Annotated in this window: 15 protein-coding genes; 6 read left to right on the top strand and 9 right to left on the bottom strand. The window is 42.1% G+C overall.

What is annotated here, in order from left to right; translation table 11 throughout:
* The first annotated feature begins 153 nt into the window (after positions 1-153).
* Positions 154-594: a DUF3592 domain-containing protein gene (locus LX64_RS05730; RefSeq protein ID WP_111596660.1), complete on the top strand. Its 441-nt coding sequence runs from the start codon at positions 154-156 to the stop codon at positions 592-594.
* 75 nt (positions 595-669) lie between these two features.
* On the opposite strand, the gene LX64_RS05725 is transcribed toward LX64_RS05730, so the two are convergent.
* Both LX64_RS05725 and LX64_RS05720 read right to left on the bottom strand, forming a co-directional pair.
* Positions 670-1,386 carry a 3-ketoacyl-ACP reductase gene (locus LX64_RS05725; RefSeq protein WP_111596659.1) on the bottom strand — a complete coding sequence of 239 codons (717 nt, stop codon included), beginning with the start codon at positions 1,384-1,386 and terminating at the stop codon, positions 670-672.
* Between the two features lie 94 nt (positions 1,387-1,480).
* Positions 1,481-5,614: a hybrid sensor histidine kinase/response regulator transcription factor gene (locus tag LX64_RS05720; protein WP_211324740.1), complete on the bottom strand. Its 4,134-nt coding sequence runs from the start codon at positions 5,612-5,614 to the stop codon at positions 1,481-1,483.
* 423 nt (positions 5,615-6,037) lie between these two features.
* Here LX64_RS05720 and LX64_RS05710 point away from each other — a divergent pair, with 423 nt between their 5' ends.
* On the top strand, positions 6,038-8,839 hold the full coding sequence (locus LX64_RS05710) for a TIM-barrel domain-containing protein (protein WP_245952561.1): 2,802 nt from the start codon (positions 6,038-6,040) through the stop codon (positions 8,837-8,839).
* Between the two features lie 256 nt (positions 8,840-9,095).
* On the top strand, positions 9,096-10,847 hold the full coding sequence (locus tag LX64_RS05705) for a glycoside hydrolase family 9 protein (protein WP_111597042.1): 1,752 nt from the start codon (positions 9,096-9,098) through the stop codon (positions 10,845-10,847).
* 183 nt (positions 10,848-11,030) lie between these two features.
* Here LX64_RS05705 and LX64_RS05700 read toward each other — a convergent pair whose 3' ends face one another.
* The 3 genes from LX64_RS05700 to LX64_RS05690 form a co-directional block, all read right to left on the bottom strand.
* Positions 11,031-12,122: a metallophosphoesterase gene (locus LX64_RS05700; protein ID WP_111596656.1), complete on the bottom strand. Its 1,092-nt coding sequence runs from the start codon at positions 12,120-12,122 to the stop codon at positions 11,031-11,033.
* 82 nt (positions 12,123-12,204) lie between these two features.
* Positions 12,205-12,921, bottom strand: coding sequence for a LytR/AlgR family response regulator transcription factor (locus LX64_RS05695; protein ID WP_111596655.1), 717 nt, complete (start codon positions 12,919-12,921; stop codon positions 12,205-12,207).
* Positions 12,893-14,374 carry a sensor histidine kinase gene (locus LX64_RS05690; protein ID WP_158538539.1) on the bottom strand — a complete coding sequence of 494 codons (1,482 nt, stop codon included), beginning with the start codon at positions 14,372-14,374 and terminating at the stop codon, positions 12,893-12,895. The genes LX64_RS05695 and LX64_RS05690 overlap by 29 nt, the downstream gene beginning before the upstream one ends.
* 194 nt (positions 14,375-14,568) lie before the next feature.
* Between LX64_RS05690 and LX64_RS05685 the strand changes: the two genes are divergently transcribed.
* From LX64_RS05685 to LX64_RS05675, 3 genes are all read left to right on the top strand, one after another.
* Positions 14,569-15,456, top strand: coding sequence for an ABC transporter ATP-binding protein (locus tag LX64_RS05685; protein ID WP_111596653.1), 888 nt, complete (start codon positions 14,569-14,571; stop codon positions 15,454-15,456).
* Position 15,457: 1 nt separating this feature from the next.
* Positions 15,458-18,886 (top strand): ABC transporter permease/M1 family aminopeptidase, encoded by a 3,429-nt coding sequence (locus tag LX64_RS05680; RefSeq protein WP_111596652.1) that lies wholly within the window; start codon positions 15,458-15,460, stop codon positions 18,884-18,886.
* 68 nt (positions 18,887-18,954) lie between these two features.
* Positions 18,955-19,380, top strand: a complete 426-nt coding sequence (locus LX64_RS05675) for a hypothetical protein (protein WP_111596651.1) — start codon at positions 18,955-18,957, stop codon at positions 19,378-19,380.
* On the opposite strand, the gene LX64_RS05670 is transcribed toward LX64_RS05675, so the two are convergent.
* The 4 genes from LX64_RS05670 to LX64_RS05655 form a co-directional block, all read right to left on the bottom strand.
* Positions 19,347-19,592 carry a hypothetical protein gene (locus LX64_RS05670; RefSeq protein WP_111596650.1) on the bottom strand — a complete coding sequence of 82 codons (246 nt, stop codon included), beginning with the start codon at positions 19,590-19,592 and terminating at the stop codon, positions 19,347-19,349. The two genes, LX64_RS05675 and LX64_RS05670, sit on opposite strands and share 34 nt — an antisense overlap.
* Positions 19,593-19,656: 64 nt before the next feature.
* The gene (locus tag LX64_RS05665) at positions 19,657-20,109 is read right to left on the bottom strand and encodes a nuclear transport factor 2 family protein (RefSeq protein WP_111596649.1); all 453 of its coding nucleotides are present in this window, start codon (positions 20,107-20,109) and stop codon (positions 19,657-19,659) included.
* Positions 20,110-20,198: 89 nt separating this feature from the next.
* Positions 20,199-20,588 carry an acyl-CoA thioesterase gene (locus tag LX64_RS05660; protein WP_111596648.1) on the bottom strand — a complete coding sequence of 130 codons (390 nt, stop codon included), beginning with the start codon at positions 20,586-20,588 and terminating at the stop codon, positions 20,199-20,201.
* Positions 20,588-20,821 (bottom strand): cysteine-rich CWC family protein, encoded by a 234-nt coding sequence (locus tag LX64_RS05655; RefSeq protein ID WP_111597041.1) that lies wholly within the window; start codon positions 20,819-20,821, stop codon positions 20,588-20,590. Before LX64_RS05655 ends, LX64_RS05660 begins: the two co-directional genes overlap by 1 nt.
* Positions 20,822-20,827 lie beyond the last annotated feature (6 nt).

Genomic DNA, 20,827 nt, shown 5'->3' with positions numbered 1-20,827 from the left:
AGATAAGGCACGGAATATTGAAAAGCTAATGTGAATAAGGTCTATAAGAAAGATGGGATGATTGACTTGTAATAGGCCATAGTGGCGGGTAGTTTAAAATATTATTTTGTAATTCGGAAAATCGTTGTAACTTCCTATTAAATTTATAGACTAATGGTAGATATCTCTGTGAAAGATATATTGGATCCCATCATTTGCTTTTTCTTAGGCGGCGTTTTAATAGCGTTGTATAGGGAGGTGTTGAAAAAGAACCGGAGAGTATTGAATAACGGGGTGGAAGTGGAAGGAGTAGTAGCCGATTTCGCAGATTCTATGCATTCTGCTGCTACGAAATACCCCATCGTGCGGTTTTTCACAAAAGACAATCAACAAATTATCGAAACCTACGACCTAGCTTCTGGCTTCGGGTTCAAACGCGGGCAAACCATTCCCTTGGTATACAACGCGCAAAACCCCTCCGAGTTCGTGATTAAATCGCCCCGCTACTTGGCTTTTGTGCCTTGGTTAATTTTAGTAGGTGTGGCAATTGTAACGTTAATAGGTGTAGGGATGATTGTCAATATCTTCCAACCGGGTTTCTTCGCAATGGCGTAAAATCAAATCTTTATAAAAAATCTAAAAGGGTCTCTACTTAGTAAAGACCCTTTTTATTTGCAAAATGCTAATAGCTTATGGATTCGTACTCCACAATCCTGCTGTTTTAACCAATACACGCTGGCTCAATTTCAATTGCGAAATAATGAACTCAGCAATGTCTTCCGCTTGCATCACTTTCTCAGGATTACCATCTGTTAACTTCAACTCAACAGCCATGTCAGTAGCCACGGTACTAGGTGTAAGAGCACTTACACGGATGTTGTGTTTGCGTACTTCCAACATCAATGATTCCGTTAATCCCAATAAGCCGAATTTCGAAGCAGAATAGGCACTCGTTAAAGGCGCGCCACGTTGACCGGCAGTTGAAGAAATATTAATAATGTCACCCGTTTTACGTTCAATCATTTGCGGTAAAAATGCACGGGTTACATAATATACACCCAGTAAGTTTACATTAATGATTTCCGCAAAACGAGCCGGCTCCAAATCCATGAAACCACCGAATGACGCGATACCTGCGTTGTTAATGAGAATATCGATATGTCCGAATGCTCCTAAGATACTGGCAGCTGCATTGTTAATAGCATCTAAGTCGGCTACATCCGCAATAGCAGTGGTTACTTTAATACCATAGTTCGCTAATTCTTTCGCTGTTTCGTCGATGCTGGCGGCGCTACGACCAATTAAGGCTACGTTTACGCCTTCTTTTGCTAACGCAATCGCGGTAGCACGGCCAATACCTTTGCCCGCACCTGTAATGAGGGCGTTTTTTCCTTTAATATCTTGCATGGTATTATATGTTTAGAGGTTCTTAAATTCCTGCAAAGATAACATTGCTAAGCGATGGATGTACCAGGGAGGCGTCATTTCGCGTTTGCCTATATTATTCTTCTTCCTGTAAATCTTCGCCGGTAAAGGCTTTAGCTGCTTCGCGTTTTGCCGCAACATAATCTTTTGGTAACATCCCGAATTCCGCTTTGAAGTATTTACTGAAATATTTCGGGTTGTTAAAGCCCACTTCATACGCCACTTCCGCAATCGTATTCTTACTTTTTTCAAGTAATAAGGCCGCCCTTTGCAAACGAATAGAACGGATGAACTCGATAGGAGGTTTGCCCGTTAAAGCATATATCTTTTTGTACACGGCTACGCGGCTCATAAACAACTCCTTGCTTAATTCTTCTACCGAAAAATCGGGGTTGCTTAAATACTTCTCTACGATTGACAAAGCTTGTTGTATGAATTTATCATCACTTGATATAATATCAATATCACTTGATTTTGCTTCCACTTGCCTTGAGAATGTTTTTTTCAACGTGGCTTGTTGAGCAATCAAGTTTCGTACCCGCGATAGCATAATTTCAAAGTTGAAAGGTTTCGTCATATAATCGCTGGCACCTGTTTCTAATCCTTTGAGTTGTTGTACTTCTTCTGTAAGCGCGGTGAGTAATATAACAGGGATTGAGCGTGTACGCGGGTCGGATTTAATCTTCTTACATAATGCTAAACCATCCATCACCGGCATACTTACATCACTTACCACTAATTGCGGATGATGAGCCAATGTTTTCTGCCAACCCTCTTTGCCGTTTTGTGCTTCAATGATGTTGTAATACTGTTTAAGGTTGTCTTTCAAGTAGAAACGAAAATCTTCATGATCTTCCACTAATAAAATCGTCTGCTTTTTAGTATTGATGGTAGGTTTAGTAGGAAGTGAAGTTTCTCCTTGGTGTACTGCTTCCACCTGTAATGTTTCTTTTACTGTTGCAGTATCGGTTATTTTGAAAGGTACAGTAACCGTGAAGGTACTGCCTTTCCCCGGTTCGCTTTCTACACGTATCGTTCCTTCACAGAGTTTAACAAATTCCTTCGTAATGGCTAGTCCAATACCAGAGCCTTGGTTAATAACGGTACCCGGTACATCGTGTTGGAAAAAGCGCTCAAATATTTTGTCTTGTTTCTCCTTTGGAATGCCTATACCCGTATCGCTTACCGCTATCACTAACTGCGTAAACCCTACTTGCTGATGGGCCGTAACGCTTACTTTTATTTCGCCATTAGGCAAGGTAAACTTAAAGGCGTTCGACAATAAATTGAAGCAAATACGCTCTATTTTATCGTGGTCGAATGAGGTTGGTAAACTAGCAATGCTACTTTCATAAGTGAAGCGAATGTTTTTATGATCGGCAATATCATTAAAACTATAACAAACGTCTTTTACAAACTTTGCCACATCTCCCGGTGCTACTTGTACCTTCAATTCTTGTACTTCCATTTTCCTGAAATCCAGTAATTGGTTGACCAAGTTCAACAACCTTTTAGCATTACGATGAATTAACAACAGTTGCTTCTGTTGCGATAGCTCATGCGTTTGAGCAATGATTTTCTCCAATGGCGCTATTATCAACGATAAAGGTGTTCTAAACTCGTGGCTAACATTGGTAAAGAACTTAATCTTCATCATATCCAGTTCATGCGTACGTTGTGCCTCGCGACGTTCTTGTTCAATGGCAAAGCGTGAACGTGTGCGTTGGATAATCATTTTCCTTGCTATGAATAGTGCGCCCAAAATTAACAAGGTATACAGCGCATAAGCCCAACCGGTTTTCCAAAAGGGTGGTGTAATAATTATCTGCAATGGGTTGGCTGCTTCGTACCATTCTCCATCGCCACTCGCTGCCCTGGTATGTAAGGTATACGTACCGGGATCGAGGTTCGTAAAGTTCGCTTTGCGGGCAGCATTATCTACTTGCAACCAGTCGTTACTAAATCCTTCTAATTTATATTGGTAGCGCGTTTTTTCTGGATTTGCGAAGCTTAATGCCGCGAAGGAAATAGCAAATACATTTTCGTCGTACCGCAATGTAATACTTCGCGTACCCGGCATGGCAGCAGGTAATACTACGCGTTTACCCAAGGTATCGCCGGGTTGTATATTCTGGTTAAATACTTGTAGTTCCGTAAATACAATAGGAGGGCGCTTGGCCGATGCTTTGATGAGTTGTGGGTTGAATATATTGAAGCCATTGGCACCACCGAAAACCAGTTCTCCTTTACGTGTTTTTAATGCTGCGTTTTCGTTGAATTCACGACCTTGTAAGCCATCATTTTCATTGTAATTAGTGCATTGCAATCTAATGTTACCATCGGTGGTTGTTTCGATGTTTATTTTGGAAAGGCCATTGGGTGTACTTATCCAAAGTTTGCTATCATCGTCTTCCAGGATGTCGAGTATCATATTCGCCGGCAGCCCATCCTTCTCGCGGAACACTTGGAATTGTTGCGTGTTAGGGTGCCATAAGTTTAAACCGTCGCGGGTACCTACCCACATCCTATGATGCCGATCGAAGTATATAGCAATAATATTTTCGTTGCTCAGCTGTTGCCGGCGACCGTAGTGAACAAATTTCCCGCTCTTCTTCTCCAATACATCAATACCGGTAGAGGTACCTATCCAGAGGTTTTTAGATGCATCTTCTGCCAGTTCAGCTATATAGTTCGACTGGATAGAGTTCGGTCCCATTTTGTGATGGGTGAATATTTGTTTTTCACGGTCGAATTTATTTAAGCCCCCGGCTAAAGTACCGATCCATAGTTGTTGTTCGCTGTCTTCAAATATCTCCCATACGCGGTCATCGGTCAAACTTGTTGGGTCATTCTCTTTATGCTTATAGTGCTTGAAGTTTTTGCCATCAAAATAATCTAAGCCACCATAGTAAGTGCCAATCCACAATTTATCGTGGCGGTCGAGGTACATGCTTACAATTACATCGTTGCTAAGACTATTCCTGTTAGCAGGATTATGACGGTATTGGGTGAAGGTCCCATTCGCGCGGTTGAAGTAAATGAGGCCGCCCCCGTTTGTACCAATCCATAGGTTGCCTTTGGTATCTTCTACGAAGCGGTTTACATCGTTATAACTAAGGCTATTGGCTACATTCGGGCGATGACGGTACAGGGGAAATTTACTTACATTTTCGCTATAATAATTAATGCCACGTTTGTAGGTACCTACCCAAACAATGCCTGCTTGGTCTTTATACAAGCTTGTAATACTATTTTGTGATAGGCTTTTATCGTCGTCTTCTTGGTTGGTGATATAGGTAACGCTACGTGTTTTTTTGTTGATGATATTAATACCGCCATGGTCGGTGCCCAACCATATTAACCCGTTATCGTCTTGCACCATCCCGTAGAGGATGTTGTTGTTTAAACGGATAATACCGCTTTCGCGGGTATAATGTTGAAATTGTTTTGTTGTTGGTTGATAGAACCAAATGCCGCCATTTGTCCCGGGTGCATAGGCCCAAAGTTCATGATCATTATCTACGAAGATATTGAACCCTGTAGTGCCTTCAATTACATTGGGTAAAGGTTCGGCCCGGTGCAATACTTTTTGTAAATCGGGCGATATTTTTTCCATCACGCCATTATCATAGATACACCAAATGTCGCCATTCAATGCTTGGGCTACATCGCATAATTGGGTATTGGGTAGGGGTGTGCGTTGTGCCGTGATGTTGTGTTGCTGTTCATTATATATAAATAGCCCTTCTTTACTATACACAAACCCAAAGCCGCTTTTAAGTTTAATAATAGCCTGTAGGTTGTTAACAGGTAAGTGCATGTTACGTAAGGTGAGTTCCGGGTGCCTGTCGAAGTTTTCCTTAGCAGGGTGGTAAATATTAAACCCGTTGCGGGTTAATAGCCACAGGTAGCCATTCGGGCCTTCATAAATACGGGAGATGTAATCGTCGTTGAGGGTGGCGGAATCATTGAGTTGATGCCTGAATACTTTGGTAGTATAACCATCGAAGCGGTTAAGGCCGGCTTGGGTACCGAACCACAAGAAGCCTTTATCATCTTTATAAATCGCGCTCACCGCGCTACTGGATAACCCCTGCCGGGCATCCAAGCGCGAAAACTGGAACTCCTTGGCTTGGGAAAACCCTGCTTCCCAACACATCAATCCTACCCAGCAAAGTGCAGCACATAAAAATTTGAACCGTTTATTCATAACGTAACATGGAACTGTTGGCTGTGAAAATCCCGGGCTGTTCACTGTTATATTTATCGCCCGTTGTCAATTTAATACCTAAAAGTTCGAGAAAAATTACCAGGTAACCAGCACTTTTCCCTGGTTTCTTGCTATTAAATCTGAAAGTTAAGCCAATTTGTACATTCCTCGTAAAAGCAATATGATGGCTGTTTGGGTAACAAATGATACCCCTCCAAAGCGCTTGTTTAGTTAACATTTTGATACCTATCTATAATCATTCGCATCACCCCGGGAACGTTCCCATTGTATAACTTCGAGCTTGTTAAAAATTCCACGATAGCGATCACTAGCTTGTTAAATTGAATCATTATGCCACGTTACTGCCGGTACCTTTTTTTGCTTGGGCTTGTCTTTTCATTACACCTTTTTTCAAATGCCCAAGTGGCAGAGAAACGGAAGCCCGTTCAAACAGCCGATGGGGTAATTGTATACCCAGCAGCACACCTGGGAGGGAACGCGCAATGGGTTCGTTTGCAGGTTATCAACGATCAAATTATCCGTGTGTTGGCGAGTCCTACTATGGCTCCACCAACTGCGCAAAGTTTTATGGTTATTACCGGTACACAGCCCAATGTGAAATGGGAGTATAAAGAAACCGGCGAGCAAGTTGAACTTACCACGGCTGCCTTGGTAGCCAAGGTGAATCAACAAACGGGGCAAGTAGCTTTTTTCGCCAAGAATGGCGACATGATTGTGCAAGAGCCTTTGTATAACGGTCGACAATTTACGCCGGCCGTTTTCAGTGGCCGCCCTTCATATGGTATTTCGCAAACCTTTGCCGTAGCACCCAACGAGGCTTTCTATGGTTTAGGGCAGCACCAGGACGACCTGTTTAATTATAAAGATCAGCAAGTCACTTTTTTTCAAAATAACACGGAAGTAGCGATCCCTTTTCTGGTTTCGAACAAGAATTATGGTATTTTGTGGGACAATTATTCTATTTCCACGATCGGTGATGTTCGACCATTTAAGTCACTTTCAGACTTGCGATTATTCTCTTCAAAAGGAGAGGAAGGCTGGTTAACGGCCGCATATGCCAATGATGCAAAGCAGCCAAACGACATAGCATTTGAAAAAGCGGAATCTATTATTAATTATGCTTACCTAGGCGATACGAAGCTGCATTTACCGGCAAACTTCAATATTGCGAAAGGACAAGTAACTTATACGGGCTCTATCGCTTCTGCGTTTAGCGGTGTGCACAAATTTAAATTCACCTATGCAGGTTACGTTAAGGTGTGGATCAACGATAAACTGCTTCTTGATAGGTGGCGGCAGGCCTGGAATCCAGGCACTGCCGTTTTAAACATTCCTTTCGAAAAGGGCCAACACTACAAATTCCGTATGGAATGGATTCCCGATGGCGGCGAATCTTACCTTACCACTACTTGGCTCAATCCTATCGAACCATCACAACAAAACACCTTCACTTTCGCCAGCGAAGCCGGTCAACAACTCGATTACTATTTCGTATATGGTCAAAACCTCGACGAGGTGATTAGTGGTTACCGAACCCTAACCGGTAAAGCACAAATAGCCCCGAAATGGGCCTTCGGTAAATGGCAAAGCCGCGAACGTTATAAAACACAAGAAGAAATTCTATCCACGGTAGCTACCTTCAGGCAGCAGAAAATACCATTAGATAATATTGTACTCGACTGGAGCTATTGGAAGCAAGACGATTGGGGAAGCCAAGAGTTTGATAAAACGCGCTTCTCGAATCCCGATAGTATGATTAAAGTATTACACGAGCAATACAAAACGCAGTTCATGATTTCGGTATGGCCGAAGTTCTACGAAGGCATAGAAGCGTATAAAAAATTCAATGACAGCGGCTGGTTATATACACGCAACATCGCGGATCGCCAGCGCGATTGGATAGGGCAAGGGTATATATCTACCTTTTACGATGCTTTCAACCCTGCTGCCCGTAAAGGTTTCTGGGATTTAATTTATAGTAAACTATATGTAAAAGGTATCGACGCATGGTGGATGGATGCCAGTGAGCCGGATATCTTAAGTAACGTATCGCCTGCCAAACGAAAGGAACAAATGGGCTTCACAGCAGCCGGTTTAGCGGCCGAAACATTGAATGCCTATCCTTTAGAAAATGCCCGCGGTATTTATGAAAATGCTCGACAAGTTGATCCAAATAAACGTGTATTCCTGCTTACGCGTTCGGGCTATGGTGGCTCGCAACGTTATGCTGCTACCATCTGGAGCGGTGATATTGCTTCCCGTTGGAGTGATATGAAAGCACAAATCAGCGCCGGTCTTAATTTTTCGCTAAGTGGTTTGCCCTACTGGACAATGGACATTGGCGGGTTTTCTGTAGAGAAAAGGTATGAAAACGCCCAAGGCGCCGACCTCGACGAATGGCGTGAACTAAATACTCGCTGGTACCAATTCGGTGCTTTCAGTCCTATTTTCCGTGTACATGGTCAATATCCTTACCGCGAAATCTATAACATCGCTCCAGGAACGCACCCGGCCTATCAAAGTATGCGCTACTACGATCACTTGCGCTACCGCTTTTTACCGTATATCTATAGCCTGGCCGGGGCCACGTATTTCTCGAACTATACACCGATGCGTGCCCTTGTAATGGATTTCCCGAAGGATTCTTTAGTGCGCAATATTGGTGACCAATATTTATTGGGCCCATCGCTATTGGTGAACCCGGTATATGAATACAAAGCTACTTCGCGGGAGATGTACTTGCCCGAAGGACCGGGTTGGTACGACTTCTATACAAATAAATACTACGAAGGTGGTCAAACTATTGTAGCCGATGCACCTTATGAAAGAATGCCGCTTTTCGTTAAAGCCGGTTCTATCATGCCTTATGGTCCCTCCTTGCAATATGTAGCCGAAAAACCAGCCGACCCGATCACCCTTTACGTGTACACTGGTGCCGATGCTTCCTTTACTTTATATGAAGATGAAGGGTTGAATTACAATTACGAGAAGGGGGCTTATGCTAAAATTACGTTACAATACAATGACAATTCAAAGGTGCTTACCATTGGTCAACGCCAAGGAAATTTTAAAGGCATGCTTACACAAAGAACGTTCAAAATAGTATGGGTAAACCAGGTAGGAGCTAAACCATTTGACTTAGAAGCTGCACCTAATGAAACCCTGCACTATAAAGGAAAAGAGATGGTAGTTAGGATGAAATAAGGCCCCCTACATAACCAGTTGTTGAACGTGTTTTGTGAAGGTTTTGATTGACAAACTTTCATGGAGCACGTTCTTTTTTTTCATTGAAATAGTAGAAATTTTTGTAAAAGAAGGTAGTTATTATAGGCAATCGCAATATTTTATTACGTTTGTTTGAATGTAGTCACGCAAACGTTTATGAAAAGAAAATATGCTTGCCATGCAACTGTTTATTTCTTTTCGTACGCCCTATAACCGGGGACATTTTTATAAAAGTATGCCGACGAAAAACACGTGGAGTGCCATTTTACTACTGATGCTTTCTATGCCTGTGTTTGCACAACAAGGCGAATCGATCAGCATTAATCAAGTTGGTTACTATACCCAAGGACCGAAAATATGTACGGTTGTGGAGAAGGTAACCGCCACCGAGTTCTTTATCGTGAATAGCATTACCCACGACACCGTATTCAACGGCCGTTTAAGTGAAGGGCAGGTTTCTAAACATTCATCCTTGCATACCAAAACGGGTGATTTCAGTCGTTTGCAAGGAGAGGGGCGGTTTTACGTATATGTACCAGGTGTAGGTAATTCTTACCTGTTCAACATTGGACCAAGGGTGCTAGCACCTGCTGCAGTATCGGTGCTGAAAGGGTTTTATTATCAACGTGTTTCTATACCGCTCGATTCACCCTTTGCAGGGAAATGGGCAAGAAAGGCAGGGCATCCAGATGATAAAGTGCAAATACATCCTTCTGCGGCAAGCGCAGAAAGACCTGCAGGCAGCACGTTTAGCAGTAGCGGCGGCTGGTACGATGCAGGAGATTATAATAAGTATATCGTGAATTCGGGTATTACTATGGGTACTTTGTTCAACTTGTATGAAGACTTCCCATTTTATAGCTCGGCCACACAATATAATATCCCGGAAAGCTTCAACGGCATACCGGATGTGCTCGACGAAGCCATCTATAATTTACGTTGGATGCTAACCATGCAAGATCCCAATGATGGCGGCGTGTATCATAAATTGACAAACGCCAGTTTTGATGGGACGGTAATGCCGGGCGTCACCACCTTACCAAGGTATTTCGTACAAAAAAGTACAGCAGCCACTTTAGATTTTGTGGCGGTAACGGCCCAAGCAGCCAGGATTTTGTCGAAATACGCATCGTTAAAGGCCTTAGGTGATAGTTGTTTACATGCAGCCTTGTTTGCATACGAGTGGGCAGAAATGCATCCCAACCAAGTATACAACCAAGATCAAATGAACCAACAATACCAGCCGACCATTAGTACAGGCGCTTATGGCGACCAGCACTTAGAAGACGAACGGTTTTGGGCGACAGCTGAATTGTTAATTACAACACAGCATGAACGCTACTTGGAGGTAATACAACAACAATTCGATCAAGCGGTAACGATACCCACTTGGTCGAATGTAAGAACCATGGGGGTGTTAAGCATATTGCGCTACTACCCGCAGCGGTTCAAACAACTAAATAAAAAGTTCTTTGCATTAGCAGATCAATATGTTAGCGGTGTACCAGGGAATGCTTTTAGAACAGCAATGGGGCTTAGTACAAAAGAATTCAACTGGGGAAGTAATTCCAACGCAGCTAACCAAGGCATGATCCTCGTGGCAGCTTACCAATTAAGTGGGAAGCAGGCATATTTGGATGCAGCATTGTCGAACATCGATTATTTGTTGGGCAGGAATGCAACCGGGTATTGCTTCGTAACGGGGCTGGGTACAAAAAGTCCACAACATCCACACCACCGTCCTTCCCAAGCAGATGGGATCGATGCACCGGTGCCTGGTTTGTTAGTAGGAGGGCCGAACCCGGGCATGCAGGATAAATGTAGTTATACATTTACCGAGCCAGAAAGGGCTTATACCGATCAATGGTGTTCTTACGCGAGTAATGAAATTGCCATTAACTGGAATGCGCCGATCGTGTACTTGTTAAATGCTGTAGAAGCGTTGCAAGGAAAGGCGGGTTATATTAAAAACGATACTATAAAGTAGTTTAATAAACGCTGGGACATGTTCCTAGTGAGTCTTTTGTGATTTTATATGCTATGTTTCGAAAGCGGGGTTTTCCCCGCTTTTTTCATTTATAGGATTTGGGATGTCTCCCGTTCCTTCAACATAATGGGCAAAAGGGCATAAAAAAAGCGGGTATTCATGAAGTGAATACCCGCTTTTTGTTTATTCGCTTAATAGGGTTTTATTACCTTTGTCGTCGACTCTATAGAATTTATCTTGTTCGATAAGGAGTGCTTGGTGATGGCCTTTATGGTGATTCACATCTACAGCGTACACTTTGCCATCATAGAGGCGGGCAACCTCTTTTACGATAGTGTGGCCGCAAACGATGTATTTCGCTTGGAATAATTGTAGCGTGTTATCGATGTCTTTCATATCGGCTTTGGGATCGTTGTGGTAACCGCGGTACCAGAAAGGCGAGGTTTTACCATCGAAGAAAAGTCTTAGCGGTGCTGGGATATCGGCTTTTTTCTTATCGTAGTAAGGGCGGCAAGTATCGTTTAACGCTGCCAGGGAAAGTTGCATGGCGTTTACTTCAGGCGATACACCACCATGCATAAATACCCCGTCGCCTACTTTCTCCATAATATTCTTACTTCTCAACCACTGGCCCATCACAGTTTGCGCTGTGTACAAATCGTGGTATTGTTGTTGCATTAAAGCGGCATATACAAAGTAACTAGAATCCACGTAGCGGAAATCCCCGTTCATGTTCATAATATCATGATTACCTAACACCACGTGTAATTTCCCGCCTTGCCTTGCAGCATCTGCTTCCAGCTTATATAACAACCACAAATATGCCGGTACTTCCTTGCCACGATCAAATAAATCGCCGCAAATAACCACCTTGTTTGTGCCGAATGTCCAATTGTATTTTTCATCCATCACGCCCGTGCCAATAAACAACTTTCTAGCTGCTGTAAACTCACCTTCAATGTCGGATAACACCAACATTTTATCAGCACCCGCGCTTACAGGTACCTCGTTTTGCGGCGCATCATGTAAGGCTACTTCGAAGTTCCAACTTGGGTTACCGGGCACTTCCACCTTTACACGCTTCGCACGTTTCTTAGTAAGTATCTCTTCTTTCGCTACAGCCGTTTGGTCTTTCTTTACCACAATTCGTTTCAATAATAAATCTTTCGATTTATAAAAAATATACGGGCCGTCTTGTGCAAATGAAACAGTAGATATTACACAACAAAAAATAGTAAATGCCCCTTTCAACAGGGCTTGCAGGTTCGATCGCATGATTGTTGTACAGTTTTAATAACGTGCATGAATGTACGTATTTGACAATGGCGGTGGATTAAAGATGACTTAAAATATAACATTACTCGAAAAAGTCCTTCAACAAAGGCTTATAACTTTTACCAATTAAAAGCGATTGTTTATTTTTCAATACCACCATATTGCCCTCAATATAGTCAACATTCAACTTATTCACGATATAAGATTTATGAATGCGTACAAACTGTTCTACAGGTAACGCTTCTTCCATGCTAAGCATGGTTTTCGGGGTAAGAATAGCATGGTCTTTCAACCAAATTTTTACATAGTTGCCATAGCTCTCTACGTAATAAATATCCTGTAAGTGAATTTGTACGAGGCGTTTATCCTGTTTTACAAAAAGGGAAGCAGGGGCATTTGTGGCTGCTGGTAAGGTGGAAGATGACGAGGTTGTTTGTTGCGTTTTGAATTGTTCCCAAGCTTTGTTGGTGGCTTTTAAAAAGCGGTCGAAACGGAATGGTTTCATAATATAATCCATTACGTCTAACTCAAATCCTTCTACTGCGTATTCATGATGCGCCGTTGTAATTATAACGAGTGGCCTTTTCGATAACGTACGAAGGAAATCCAAACCACTCAACTTGGGCATTTGTATATCAAGAAATAATAAGTCTACAGGATGCTGTTGCAAATAAATAATCGCTTCCGTGGCCGAATAGCAATCGCCCACAATTTGCAGGTAAGGTACTTCTTGCGCTAATTCTTTAATTACATCGTGCGCAAGTGGTTCATCATCTATGATCAATGCTTTTAATTGCATGCGCAAATATTTTGATAGTGGCCGTAAAAGTGTTGTTTGTATAACCTGTTTCCAAGCTGTGATTCCCTGGATATAATAATTGTAATCGCCTCGCTAAATTCTCTAATCCTATACCGCGACTATGGCTTGTTGGGTTGGTTTCCACGGAATTCGTACAAACAAATGTAAGGTTATTATTTTTGACCGTTAACACCAAGTCAACGAAACTCTCTTGCGTAGATGGTTCTATGCCATGTTTAATTGCATTCTCCAACAGTATGACCAGTAGTAATGGTGCAATTTGATATTGGTCATCGTCGATATCTTTCTCAAATGAAATGTCTACAGGATGATGCTTTCGTATAGATTGCAACGACAGGTAATCTTCTAAATAAGTAATCTCGGCGGTAATGGGTACAGTAGGGGATTGTGATTGATAAATCACGTAGCGCATCAATTCCGATAATTGTTGAATTTTAGCAGGTGTTTGTTTCGCTTGGGTAAGACTAAGCGCGTATAAATTATTGAGTGTATTGAAGAAGAAATGCGGGTTGATTTGTTGCTTCAATAAATTCAATTCTGTTTCTGCTTGTTGCTTTTGTAGAATCGTGATTTGATGGCGTTGTTGTAACCAATCCATCACCCAAATCACAGGCAAGCTAAAAAGCATAATGATAAATGCAATAAACCCATTTTCAATATCAAAAGGAGAAGCCGCGAATATCCCACCAAGCCTTTTGTCTAAAGGCATCCACTTGGCAATTTGTGCCATTAATGGGTAGCAAATCATTATAGTGCCAAATACACCGGCGGTATACACGAACAAACCGCGCTGCTTAAATAAGATAGGGATAAGCAGCTTTTGATTGATGTAAAAGAAAGCATATCCAAACCAGTACAACGTAAAGTACTGTACGAAATACCCAATAAAGCCCGGGAAGCCGAATAATATTTTCTTCCCGTCTATCACGGGGCCTATTAACAAACGCTCCTGGCTATCGTATGCAGGGTTGCCTTCACTGGAAATACTCATCATCGCCATCAGCAAGGCAAACAAGCACATTATGATCAATAGAAAGGTGTTGAAATTTATCTGCCACCAAGGTTTGGTTTGTTTTTCAGAAAAGAAGTAATTGTACAACCCATTCACTATACCTGTGGCAATAGATACTAAGATAGTACCTATTAAATATGCGTTTTGATAATAGATGGTTTGTAGAATAACGTAGCAAGTGCCGCCATATAAAATATAAGCTGCTAACCACAGTTGATGTGCACGCTTTGAATCCAGAGTATTAGCCCGAACGACGAGCAAAACTATCATTGGCGTTACAATACCAAGGTACTGTATGAAATGCGTTCCAAAAGCCGACCAAGTACTTTCTTCGCGGTTGTTTACGGCGAGTAACGACATGAGTATTGCCACTACTGTAACCATCCACGCTTCATAGTATTGTAAGAGTTTTTTGATCATGCGGGGAATTGGGTTTTGCTGTAAATGTATCGATTCGAAGGGCAACCCGGCAAATAATAATGACAAACAGCCTGTTTGGGATGTTGAAGTGATAGTCGGCCTTGGAAGTCGTTTTAACAAGGTGTTTAGGCGGCTTGTCATATAAATTATATAACGGTTCGAGCGCCGGGTAATTTGCATGAAAATTGAATCTTATGAATCGTTTACAAGTCACCGGGCTTTCTAAAACCTACGCCAATGGGTTTCAAGCGCTCAACGACGTATCCCTAGATATATCAAACGGCATCTTTGGCCTATTAGGTCCGAATGGTGCCGGTAAATCATCCTTCATGCGTACCTTGGCCACCTTGCAAGCACCTAGTAATGGCGAGGTACTATTTAATGGGGTGGATATAATGACTAACCCACAGTATATGCGGGCGCAATTGGGGTATTTACCGCAAGATTTTGGGGTATATCCACGCATGTCGGCCTTCGATTTATTGCAGCATTTGGCCATTTTGAAAGGGCTACATCAATCCAAAGCGCGCACAGCGCAAATCAATAGCCTATTACACCATACTAATTTATACGAAGTACGACATAAAGCAGTGGCCACCTTTTCCGGTGGTATGAAACAACGTTTCGGGGTAGCGCAAGCTTTGCTCGGTGACCCTAAACTCATTATCGTAGATGAACCTACCGCCGGCCTCGATCCCAGTGAACGCAATAAGTTCCATTTCCTGCTCAGCGAAATAGGTGAACAAGTGATTGTTATTTTATCCACCCATATTGTACATGATGTAAAAGAACTTTGTCCACAAATGGCTATCCTGGCCGGTGGTAAGTTAGTAGCACAAGGGGCGCCGAGGCACTTACTGGCTAATCTTCAAGGCCGCACCTTCTCCAAGCTTATTCCTAAAGATCAATTACAACAGCACCAAGCTATGTTCCCCATTGTTTCTTCCCGCCTTAAAAGTGGTATGATCGAAATACACGTCATTGCCGATTATTTGCCCGGTGATGGTTTTGCATTGGTAGAAGCAGATTTGGAAGATTTGTATTTCCAAACATTACGTGACCATCAAACGGCGGAGGTATAATATGATGCGTGCACTATTGACATTCGAAAGTCGCTTTTTAGTTAGGCAATATGCTACGTGGATCAGTCTTATAGTGTTCTTTGGCTTTGGCATATTAGCCATGCAAGGGGCACCTAGCAGTGAAGAATTACACAAGAATGCTGCGTATAACATTGCGTTTAACATGAACTTGGTGTCGCTGTTTATTTTGCTGCCTTTGCCTTTGTTTACAAATGCTATTGTATTACGCGATCGGCAATATCAAATGGAGTCGTTCATTTTTACGACGAACTTGCAAAAGCATACGTATGTTTTTAGTAAGTATTTGAGCATATTGTTTTTGATGTCGCTCCTTTGTTTGGTGGCGGTATTGGGTATGATGTACGGCACAACAATGATTTCGCCATTGGTGAAAGGGCCTTTTAACCTAGCTTATTTTTTATTGCCTTATGCTATGTTGGCGTTGCCTAATATACTATTGTGTGTAAGTATTGTATTTGCAACGGCTATTTTTTCAAGAAGTGCCATGGCGGTTTACTTTGCGGCCATTGGCATGTACTTTTTATATTTCTTGGGATCGATGTTGGGGAATTCGCCGGTGCTGGCCAATTCGGCACCTGCTATTAACCCTAGTATTTGGCCGGGCTTATTAGATCCATTTGGATTCATGGCTTTTTTCCAAGATAAGTTTGCTTTAACGGTGGAAGAGAAGAATACCCAGTTACTCGGTTTTTCGGGTGTATCTGCCATTAACCGCTTGTGCTGGATCGGTATAAGCATATTTATCACATGGATTACATACAAACAATACAAGTTCGCGTTACAGTTAACTACAAGTAAACGTAAAGCAACGCCTGCCCAAACTGTAGCTGCCGAACCTTATGGCACTGTACCAAGTACATTACATGGGCATGTGGCAAAACGTTGGTCTAACTTATTGATGTTAAATACGCGTCAAATTCTATTACATCCTATTTCTTGGTTAATGGCTTTGTGTTGGGTGGTGATGTTATGTATTTCATTACGAGATGAATTTTTCATTACCCGGTACAATATCAATTTCCGTCCTACGAGCGGGATGATTGCTGTACAGATGTTAGATGTTTGGGGAGTAGTGTGTGTATTGTTGTTTTTAACGAATGAATTGATTTGGCGTGAACGACAAGTTCGTATCGCCGGTATAATGGATGCATTACCCATCAGCAATCTTACTTGGGCAAGCGCGAAGTTAGGCGCTTTGGTGATGGCCGTATTTTCGTACGTTACTTTAAATATACTTGTAGGCGTAAGTTTCCAGTTATTAGGTGGTGATGAACCGGTACGTTGGCAGGTGTATGCTCAACTGTACTGGGTGAATGGATGGCCTATTTTATTGTGGGCGGTATTGGTGTTTTCGGTGCAAGTTATTTTTAAGAACCGGTTCGTTGGTTTAGGTGTGGCTATATTAATGGTGGGTGTATTAAACTTCCATGCAAGGTTGGGTTTCTCGCATTATTTATTCCGTTATGCAGCCTCCCCTGAATTAAACTTTTCGGATTTCAATGGTTGGGGGTACTACGCTCCTTCTCACTTGCTGAATATGTTATACGGAACGGCTTGGGCAGCCTTGTTTTTCCTATTAGCAGTGAAGCACTGGCCGCGTGGATTTCATGCAGCGAAACAGGCAACTACACCGGTGTTTCGTATAGCGATGGTGGGTAGTATATTAGCTGTGGTAGCTACAGGTTGGGGTATTTACTATCAAACCAATATCCAACAAGTATATCAAACCAAAGCAGCTAAAATTGAACGAGCAGCAGTGTATGAAAAACAATTCGTGCATTACGCCAGTATACCACAACCTGTCATTAAAGACGTTAAATTACAAGTAGACCTATTCCCATCACAACACCACTATACAGTTTATGGGCAATACATGTTGAAGAATGATTCAGCCAGTGCTATTCAACAAGTATTGTTGAGTTTCCAAGAACCGGTTCGCCAAGTTACATTGCAAGCAAACGGAACAATTAAACAAAACAGCGACGGCATACAAGCATATGAACTAACCTTCGCGCAACCCTTGCAACCCGGTGATTCCATTTCATTAACGTTTTCTTTTGATGTACTGCGTAACGGGTTTTCAAAATTCAATGTGGAACATGCGATTGTAAGTAATGGTACTTATGTTGAATTAGAGAAGTGGATACCCCAAGTCGGCTACAACGCCAGTATTGCCATTGAAGATCCCGCTACTAGGGCAAAGTATCAGCTACCACCTGTCACACGCGATCAGCCTACTGCCGGTAAACAATACCATTACACATGGACTACCTACGACGTTACCTTCTCTACGGAAGCCGGTCAAACCGTCGTAAGTGCCGGGGAATTGCAAAGAACTTGGTCGATGCATAATCGCCAATACTTCCATTATGCTTCACGTAACCCCATGCCATTTATGTTTGCCTTTTCTTCCGCCGAATATGAAACACAGCATTTCCAGCATAACGGGATTGCTGTAAGTTTCTATTACCATCCCGGTCATACCTACAACCTAGCTGCTATGCAAGCGGCGGCGAAGGATGCCTTAGACTATTGCAGCACCCATTTTGGTGCTTACCAATATAGGTCGTTACAAATCGCTGAAATCCCGGCTTATGGAGGTGCAGCTACGGCGTACCCTGCAGCCGTGTTCTGCGCAGAAGGACCTATTTACATGACTGCCTACCGGGATGCCACCAAAATAAACCAATCCTACGCTGTACTGGCACACGAAATTTCCCACGAATGGTGGGCTGGTCAACTCGATCCTGCTCCTGTATTAGGCCGGAAAGTGCTCACCGAAACCTTGGCTATGTACACAGAATTAAGTTTGCTAAAAAAGAAATACAGCGCACCTGCATTCCGCGAGTATATGCTTAACATCCAAGCCAATTATTTCCAAGGGAAATATTATGCCGACATAGCAGAAGTGCCGCTTTGGTTAGCACACGATGCACCCTATATCTACTACCAACGGGGAGCATATACCATGAATCGCTTAGCCATGGAGCAAGGGGAGGAAGCTATTAATATTGCTTTACGTTCTTTGCTACAACAGCATCGATACCCCAACCCGCAAGCCACTGTACTCGATCTCATGCAGGCATTGCCCGGTACGCAATCCGCCGCCTTATTTCAAAGTACACAAACAGCCGATTTTGAAATTAAACAAGTGCAAGTAAAGGGAATAAGCAAAAATGCATTCCAAGTAGATATCAGCTTACAGCAAGGCTATATACTGCCTAGTCCCGTATCGATTGCATTCTACGATGCCAATAACCGGTTGATTGCAAAAGAATGGACACGGTTCTCAACACCCAATTCCACGGCTACATATATAGTAAAAAGGAAGCCTGCAAAAGTGATTATGGATGAAGAATTAAGGGTGCTTAACAAACAAGGAGCGGTAGAGCAGGAGATTTTGCAATAGGGGCTTGGATTTACGGGAGATTTTTACGAAATTAGTAGTATTCCGTTCGCTCCCAAAATCAATCTAATATGCAAAACTATCGTGCCACGTTCTGGGCCCTCTTTAAAATTATTAATGGTTGTTGGCTTTTCGCATGGACTTTATTTTTTGGATTGTTATTTTATAAAGATCAAGTTGTTCGTGAATTATATTTCTTATTACCCGTTGGCTTTGCGTTCGTATTTGTATTGAATACATTGTTCGTCGCCATCGCTAGTTACTTTATCAATTACTCGGTAAAAGATATACGCACAACTTTGTTCTTACATATCTTGTTCGTTTTGGCAATAGGTTTCTTTAACATCAATCCCGATAATATTGTATCTATCTCAGGTTCAATGTTAGAAGTTACGTATCTCGTTACAGAGCTATTGTTAGCTATTTCGCTCACCTATTTATTGCCCAAAGCACAACGTAAGATCTATGATTCTACAGAAGATAATTTGCCATTATAATAGGCCGCTACAGCTTGTTTAACAAGCTTCTCGCTAGCGATAAAGAATTGAGCTAATTGAACGCGCTGAGCAGCATCCCACTTTGCAAAAACAGGGCTACTGACCAGCGCGTTTAATATTTTAGTATGATCGGCATGGAATACTTCTTCATCGTAATAGTCAAGAAAATCCAAAACGGCAGAGCGTTTGGAGCTAAGGTTAACAACTTTCATGTGGTGTATGGTTTTAATAAATGTAAAGAAGTTTTATCATTCCAACAGCGAAATAATAAAAGAATTATTGATTGTCGTAGTAAGTAGCATCGCGAACGATCTTCCCATTTTCTACCGTTAATACCGCGCAAATAGGTATCTGCCAAGGTTTCCCTTCTACCGTTCCTTTAGAAATAAATTCTACAATTACAATATTACTATCAACGTACTTATGCACAATACTATCGCGAATGTCGGGAATGGCTTGTTGTAAACCATTGTATTTCTCAATAGTTTCTGCATGGGTTTGTGTAATGAAGTCTTGCCCAATGGAAGGGTCTAGGAACTTAGCATCGTTACTGTAGCAATTTGCCATGGCTGTCCAGTTATGCGCATTAAAGGCTGCAAACATGCTATCTACAACGGCTGAAGGAGAAATTGTGGTTGTTTTATGAGCGCTTTTTTCAGTGGTAGGAACCGGTTCGCAAGCAACTGCTAGCAATAATAGAAAAGCGCAACAAGAAAGAAGTAATTTCATATAATTGGGTGTTATGGTGTCGATTGAATGCCAAACACACTACTCCAATACACCCAATTAAAATAATATAAAGACGTGAGTAATAAAAATTAATCGATCAAAATTTGTACGGGGCGTTTTTGATCGTCAACAGCCACAAATGTGAAAGTGCCTGTAATCGCTAATTCACGCGATTCGCTGTACATTTCTTCTGTATATACTTCCACCAATACTTTCAAGCTTGTTTTACCAATATGATTCACTTTCCCGATTAATTCAACAATGGTACCAGCAGGAATAGGTTTGTTGAAATCGATACGGTCACTGGAAACTGTTACCACCATTTTCCTCGAAAACCTGGTCGCACAAATAAAGGCTACTTCATCCATTAAATGCATGGCTGTACCACCAAATAACGTATCGTAGTGATTAGTGGTGCTAGGAAATACCGCTTTGAAAATACTTGTTTTCGAATGTTGAATTCTTTCTTCTATAGTCATTACCTCGATTTTAAAATGGAGAAAATTAATTGCAATTTCGATTTATACCTCACCTCGCGCTTCACCGCCAGCAAGCAATTCCTACATAAGCAGTCGACATAATTGGCCGCTATAAAGGCTTTTTCTTGGTCATTAAAACGAATACCACTACACTGGCAATGCAACACATTTCCAATTTTGCACTCGAAGGGAGTACCACATCGCTCGCAATGTTTCGTTTCGTGACAGGCCATGATATT

Source organism: Chitinophaga skermanii, from assembly GCF_003259335.1.
In the GTDB taxonomy this organism is placed as follows: domain Bacteria; phylum Bacteroidota; class Bacteroidia; order Chitinophagales; family Chitinophagaceae; genus Chitinophaga; species Chitinophaga skermanii.
The sequence above is the reverse complement of the archived record's forward strand: the minus strand, read 5'-3'. Positions and strand labels throughout refer to the sequence as shown.

What these genes read in the sequence shown, in the direction of transcription:
- LX64_RS05730 (WP_111596660.1), top strand. Translation starts at nt 154, where the DNA reads ATGGTAGATATCTCTGTGAAAGATATATTGGATCCCATCATTTGCTTT.
- LX64_RS05725 (WP_111596659.1), bottom strand. Translation starts at nt 1,386, where the DNA reads ATGCAAGATATTAAAGGAAAAAACGCCCTCATTACAGGTGCGGGCAAA.
- LX64_RS05720 (WP_211324740.1), bottom strand. Translation starts at nt 5,614, where the DNA reads ATGAATAAACGGTTCAAATTTTTATGTGCTGCACTTTGCTGGGTAGGA.
- LX64_RS05705 (WP_111597042.1), top strand. Translation starts at nt 9,096, where the DNA reads ATGCCGACGAAAAACACGTGGAGTGCCATTTTACTACTGATGCTTTCT.
- LX64_RS05700 (WP_111596656.1), bottom strand. Translation starts at nt 12,122, where the DNA reads ATGCGATCGAACCTGCAAGCCCTGTTGAAAGGGGCATTTACTATTTTT.
- LX64_RS05695 (WP_111596655.1), bottom strand. Translation starts at nt 12,921, where the DNA reads ATGCAATTAAAAGCATTGATCATAGATGATGAACCACTTGCGCACGAT.
- LX64_RS05690 (WP_158538539.1), bottom strand. Translation starts at nt 14,374, where the DNA reads ATGATCAAAAAACTCTTACAATACTATGAAGCGTGGATGGTTACAGTA.
- LX64_RS05685 (WP_111596653.1), top strand. Translation starts at nt 14,569, where the DNA reads ATGAATCGTTTACAAGTCACCGGGCTTTCTAAAACCTACGCCAATGGG.
- LX64_RS05680 (WP_111596652.1), top strand. Translation starts at nt 15,458, where the DNA reads ATGATGCGTGCACTATTGACATTCGAAAGTCGCTTTTTAGTTAGGCAA.
- LX64_RS05675 (WP_111596651.1), top strand. Translation starts at nt 18,955, where the DNA reads ATGCAAAACTATCGTGCCACGTTCTGGGCCCTCTTTAAAATTATTAAT.
- LX64_RS05670 (WP_111596650.1), bottom strand. Translation starts at nt 19,592, where the DNA reads ATGAAAGTTGTTAACCTTAGCTCCAAACGCTCTGCCGTTTTGGATTTT.
- LX64_RS05665 (WP_111596649.1), bottom strand. Translation starts at nt 20,109, where the DNA reads ATGAAATTACTTCTTTCTTGTTGCGCTTTTCTATTATTGCTAGCAGTT.
- LX64_RS05660 (WP_111596648.1), bottom strand. Translation starts at nt 20,588, where the DNA reads ATGACTATAGAAGAAAGAATTCAACATTCGAAAACAAGTATTTTCAAA.
- LX64_RS05655 (WP_111597041.1), bottom strand. Translation starts at nt 20,821, where the DNA reads ATGGCCTGTCACGAAACGAAACATTGCGAGCGATGTGGTACTCCCTTC.